Origin of the sequence: Streptomyces sp. NPDC058469 (assembly GCF_042721125.1) — a bacterium.
Lineage (GTDB): Bacteria > Actinomycetota > Actinomycetes > Streptomycetales > Streptomycetaceae > Streptomyces.
Genome location: NZ_JBHXME010000304.1, coordinates 312 through 5542 on the forward strand (window position 1 = coordinate 312; position 5231 = coordinate 5542).

Sequence of the window (5231 nt, forward strand, 5' to 3'; positions counted from 1 at the left end):
CCGTCCAGCGCTCGGCGCTCTCCGTCCGCATCCCCGTCGCCGTCGCCGTCCCCCTCCCCGTCGAAGACGACCACCGCCCCCTACGGCTCGGTCGTCGACGCCGTGGACCGGGCCCCGGACCCGAACACCCCGCCCGCCGCGCTCCCGCACCGCCCCGCCTCCGGCATCACCAGCACCGGCGGCGCGCACGCCACCATGAACCATCGCGGGGACAACGTCACGCTCAGCGGCCAGGGTTACGTCCTCGTCCGCTGGCAGATCTCACCGCAGCTCCGCAACGGCGCGCTGGCCATGCCGAGTTGGACCGCCCTCAAGGGCAAGCTCTTCCACGTGGCCTCGGGCGGCGGCCGCCGTATGGACGACCCGGTCAGTACCACCGACACCACCGCCACCGGTATGGGCAACTCGACCACCGGCTACGACGTCCTGCCCACCGGCACCCAACAGATGTGGCAGAACGAGTACTTCTACGTCGACGGCAGCGTCACCCTCACCGTCAACGAACGCGGCGCCGACTACGGCCTCAACGTCTTCCCCACCACCTGGGACGCGGTGGACCAGGACGTCACCACCGGCCCCGCCCAGGGCGCGACCCGCTACGGCTTGACCCGGGACACCGGCAAGGACAACACCCCGACACCCCAGTACGTCACCCGCACGACCCCGGCCGACCCGGCGACGGTGGCTCAGCGCTCCCGCGTGTAGTCGTCCCGGGTGTGGTGGTTGCCCGGGGTGTAGTCGTCCTGCGCGGCCATGACCTCGTCCCCGTGCTCGAAGGCCCACGCCCCGAACGCGTCGATCGGGTCGAGCAACGTCCGCCCCAGCGCGGTGAGTTCGTACTCCACACGCGGCGGCGAACCACCGTAGGACCGCCGCGCCACGAGCCCGTTGAACTCCAGCCGCCGCAGCGTCTCGGTCAACACCTTCTGACTGATCCCGCCGATCCGCCCACGCAACTCACCCGGCCGCCGCGGCCCGTGTCGCAGGGCCCACAGCACCACGCAGTTCCAGGTGTTGCCCAACAGGTCGAAGGCGAGCCGGGCCCGGCAGTCGGCGAGGAACATCGAGTCCGTCGAGTCCGTCGAGTCTGAGGTCACGCACCACATGGTGCCCGAGCGCCTTCCTACTGTCGTGGCATGCGGATGCGGATAGGAATTCTCGGTACGGGCGGTATGGCGGACGCGCTGGGTACGCAGTGGATCCGGGCCGGGCACGAAGTGCTGTTCGGCGGGCGGGACTTGGGTCGGGCGGAGGCGCTGGCGCGGCGTCGGGGAGGCCTATCCGGAAGCCTCCGCGAGGCCGCCGACTTCGGCACCGGCGCCGTACTGGTCGCGTTGCCGTGGGATGCCGCAGTGGAAGTGGCCCGGCAACTCCCCCTGTCCGGAAGGGTGTTGATCGACTGCACGAACCCCGTCGGCGACGGCTTCCGTCTCCTCACCGCGGGCGGCTCCTCAGCCGCCCGGCAACTCGCCGCCGCCGCTGGGCCCGAGGCCCATGTCGTCAAGGCGTTCAACCTCTGCCACGAGGACGTCTGGCGCCTGACACCACCGGTGTTCGACGGCCGCCCGCTGGGCGTGCCGTTGAGCGGGGACGACGTCGAACCCCTCGCGGTCGTACGGCAGTTGGTGCGGGACGTGGGGTGTGAGCCGTTCGCGGCGGGGGAGCTGGAGCAGGGCGCGGGCTTGCTGGAGGCGACCGCCGCGCTGCTGATCCGGCTGTGGGTCGGGGAGGGAGCGGACGCACAGTCCATCGCCCCGCCAAGGGAGTTGGCGGGGCGGCAGGGTGGGCCCCTCAGCCCCTCTTCCTGAGTCCGCACAACACATCGACCCGATTGGTGGTGATCGAGTCGACGCCCATGTCGAGGAGGCGGCGCATCGAGCGGCGGGTGTCCGGGGTCCAGACCGAGAGGAGGTAGCCGTCGCGGTGGACGCGTGCGGTGAGGTCGCGATCCACCAGCGTGAAGCGGTAGTTGAGCCAGCGCGGCCGTACCGCTTCGAGCACCGCGGGGCGCGGGGGAGCGAGTGAGGTCCAGGTCAGGGCGATCTCGGCGGACGGGTCGGCCGCGCGCACGGCGAGCATCGCGTCGGCGCCCGCGCAGTAGTACACCCGGTCGTCCGCCCCGTACTCACGGATCACGTCCACGATCCGGCGCACGGCCCGCTGGTCGGCGGGCCCGGGCAGGTCGACCATCACCCGGCTGCCCTCGGTCGCGGCCAGCGCCTCCACCAGCGTCGGCACGCCGTCGGCCGTGAGCCCGCGCACCTCGTCCACCGACAGGGACTTCAGCGGCCGGTCCAGCTCCCACAGCCGTTTCAGCGTCTCGTCGTGCAGCAGCACGGGGACGCCGTCACGGGTCAGCCGTACGTCGAACTCGACGGCGTCCGCGCCCTGGTCGAGCGCGGAACGCAGCGAGTCGATGGTGTTCTCGCGGACACGGTAGGGGTCGCCGCGATGGCCCACGGCGGTCACGTTCTGCATGGGCCCATTCTGCTGGGTGTCGGGGGCGCGGGTCGTCGGGGAGCGTTGGTTGTCATGGGGCGCTGGTTGTCAGGGGGCGAGCCACGCCGAGGTGTAGGTGTCGATCTCGTCGTCGATACGGGCCTTGCCGGCCGCGTCGAGGAAGGAGGCCCGCACGGCGTTCTTCGCGAGGTCGGCGACACCGCGTTCGTCGAGGTCGAGGAGGCGGGCGGCGACCGCGTACTCGTTGTTGAGGTCGGTGCCGAACATCGGCGGGTCGTCGGAGTTGATCGTGACGAGGACCCCGGCGCGGACGAACTCCTTGATCGGGTGCTCGTCGAGCGTGCGGACCGCGCGGGTGGCGATGTTGGAGGTCGGGCAGACCTCCAGCGCGATGCCGTGCTCGGCGAGGTGCGCGAGCAGCTTGGGGTCCTGGGCGGAGGTGGTGCCGTGTCCGATGCGCTCGGCGCGCAGATCGTTCAGGGCGTCCCACACCGTCTCGGGGCCGGTGGTCTCACCGGCGTGCGGCACGGAGTGCAGGCCGGCGGCGACGGCTCGGTCGAAGTACGGCTTGAACTGTGGCCGGGGGACCCCGATCTCCGGCCCGCCGAGCCCGAACGACACCAGCCCCTCGGGCCGTACGCGATCCTCGGTGGCGAGCCGCACGGTCTCCTCGGCGGCCTCAAGACCGGCCTCACCCGGAATGTCGAAGCACCACCGCAGCACGGTCCCGAACTCCGCCTCGGCCGCCTTGCGGGCGTCCTCGATCGCGTCCATGAAGGCCAGCTCGTCGATCCCGCGCCGGGTCGACGAGAACGGCGTGATGGTCAACTCGGCGTACCGCACCTGCTGCCGGGCCATGTCCCGCGCGACCTCGTACGTCAGCAGCCGTACGTCCTCCGGCGTGCGGATCAGGTCTACAACGGACAGGTACACGTCGATGAAGTGCGCGAAGTCCGTGAAGCTGAAGTAGTCGACCAGGGCCTCGGGATCGGTGGGCACCTTGGAGTCGGAGTGCCGGGCGGCCAGCTCCGAGACGATCCGCGGGGAGGCGGAGCCGACGTGATGGACATGCAGTTCGGCCTTCGGCAGCCCGGCGATAAAGGCATGCAGGTCACGGGCCTGACCGCCGGCGATTGCGGCGCTGTGGTCGGACAAGGTTCCTCCCCGGAACGGCGTCCCGGGCAGTACCGAGCGGGACGCGGGTGATCGGCTGATCGATGACTCGGGATCATCGTAGGCCGGGGTGGGACGGGGCGAGGTGGGGTGGGGTGTAGGCGGGTCGGGGGTGGTGCGCAGGGGTGGCCGACGGTTGATGGGTACGGGCGCTTGGGGGGCGGGTCGGGACCGGCGGGATGCGGGTCCAGGGCGCGGCTGGTGGCGCCGGCGTACGTGGTGCCGGGACGGGGGCTACGGCGGAGGCTGCTGGGCAGCGGGTTACCGGCAGCGGGCGGCGGCCGGCGGGCGGGTCGGCATCGATGGTGGTGTCGGTGCTGCCGGTCGGCACCGCCGATGGCATCCGCGCTGCCAGCCAGCCAGCCAGCCAGGCCGACCCGACCCGGCGTCGCCGATGCCGATGCCGACGCCCTCCGCAGCAACCCGTGTGCCAGAACCGTCAGCGGAACGCTCTAGCATGGTCGCTCTGACGATGGACCGACGGGGACGGGGACGGAACGTGGGGGACCAGACACAGCCGGAGGCCGGCGCGGGAGCGGGAGCGAACCGCGACCCGTGGGCACCGCCGGAGAGCAGGCCATCGCTGGAGAAGGGCGCCCAGCCACCCGCCCCCGGTCATCAGCCCCACCCGCAGGACCAGCCCCCGCCGCAGTCACAGTCACCGTCCCTGCACAACCAGGCCACGGTGACCTCCATGCCGGCCGAAGGCTTCGCCCCACTCGGTCCCGCCGCCCCCGCGCCCGGCACCCCTCCCGGCGCCCCCGGTTACGGCCCTCCCGGCACACCCCCGGGCCTCCCCACCTACGGCTCTCCCGGCTACGGCCAGCCCAACACCTCAGGCGGCTACCCCCAACCCGGCCCGCCCAACGGCCCAGGCCCCGGAATGCCGGGCGGCCCCGGAATGCCAGGCGCCCCCGGCATGCCCAACGGCTACGGTTACCCCGGCTACCCGCAGGGCTACGGCTGGCCCGGTATGCCGATGGCCCCGCAGAACAACATGGGCACCGCGGCGATGGTGCTGGGCATCCTGTCCTGCTGCCTGTTCTGCATCTATGGCATCGTCTCCCTGGTCCTCGGTGTCACCGCGATCATCCTCGGCGTCAAGGGCAAGAGGCGGGCCGACCGGGGCGAGGCCACGAACCGCGGTCAGGCCCAGGCGGGTTTCATCACGGGCATCATCGGGACCGTCTTGGGGGTCCTCACGGTCGGCGCGTTGATCGCCACCATCGTGTTCGCCATCAATCACGGAGACAGCACCGACACCACGGACACCGACCCCTTCTACAACTCCGCCCCCAGCCTGACGGCACCCGTCCTGCCCCAGGCTTGACCCCGCCCGGGCAGGAGCCCCACCTCACACCCACGGCAGCCGGGCCCGCGTTCGCCCCGCCGTGGGGGTGCCCGTGCCCGTGATCGCGTATCCCCGCCCGCCCCAGCCCCAACTTTTCCGGATCATCATTCCGGCAACCCCGCCTGGGATGGCCCGGGATGGACCACGAGCCCGCAGTCGCCGACGAAACGGGAGCGGGTCGTGGCGGTACGGCGCAGCCCGCCGCGTACCCGGCACCAACCCGTTCAGCCATGTCAACAAACAGAGG

4 protein-coding genes and 2 pseudogenes are annotated in these 5231 nt (G+C 71.7%); 3 read left to right on the top strand and 3 right to left on the bottom strand.

Annotation, left to right across the window (positions count from 1 at the left end):
* A pseudogene (locus ACFWP5_RS51635) lies at positions 1-705 on the top strand (sigma-70 family RNA polymerase sigma factor); the annotation flags it as partial.
* Here ACFWP5_RS51635 and ACFWP5_RS51640 read toward each other — a convergent pair.
* Entirely contained in the window at positions 687-1106 is a 420-nt protein-coding gene (locus tag ACFWP5_RS51640; protein WP_384174154.1) for a winged helix-turn-helix transcriptional regulator, read from the bottom strand. The pseudogene ACFWP5_RS51635 and the gene ACFWP5_RS51640 overlap by 19 nt on opposite strands.
* Positions 1107-1142: 36 nt before the next feature.
* Between ACFWP5_RS51640 and ACFWP5_RS51645 the strand changes: the two genes are divergently transcribed.
* On the top strand, positions 1143-1808 hold the full coding sequence (locus ACFWP5_RS51645) for an NADPH-dependent F420 reductase (protein WP_384174163.1): 666 nt from the start codon (positions 1143-1145) through the stop codon (positions 1806-1808).
* Here ACFWP5_RS51645 and ACFWP5_RS51650 read toward each other — a convergent pair.
* Positions 1792-2478 (bottom strand): glycerophosphodiester phosphodiesterase, encoded by a 687-nt coding sequence (locus ACFWP5_RS51650; protein WP_384174157.1) that lies wholly within the window; start codon positions 2476-2478, stop codon positions 1792-1794. The genes ACFWP5_RS51645 and ACFWP5_RS51650 overlap by 17 nt on opposite strands.
* Before the next feature lie 69 nt (positions 2479-2547).
* Positions 2548-3692: pseudogene (locus tag ACFWP5_RS51655) on the bottom strand (adenosine deaminase).
* A gap of 440 nt (positions 3693-4132) precedes the next feature.
* Between ACFWP5_RS51655 and ACFWP5_RS51660 the strand changes: the two are divergent.
* Positions 4133-4963, top strand: coding sequence for a DUF4190 domain-containing protein (locus ACFWP5_RS51660; protein WP_384174160.1), 831 nt, complete (start codon positions 4133-4135; stop codon positions 4961-4963).
* Positions 4964-5231: the final 268 nt, after the last annotated feature.

Coding starts and splice junctions, on each gene's coding strand:
- ACFWP5_RS51640 (WP_384174154.1), bottom strand. CDS start 1,106: ATGTGGTGCGTGACCTCAGACTCGACGGACTCGACGGACTCGATGTTC.
- ACFWP5_RS51645 (WP_384174163.1), top strand. CDS start 1,143: ATGCGGATAGGAATTCTCGGTACGGGCGGTATGGCGGACGCGCTGGGT.
- ACFWP5_RS51650 (WP_384174157.1), bottom strand. CDS start 2,478: ATGCAGAACGTGACCGCCGTGGGCCATCGCGGCGACCCCTACCGTGTC.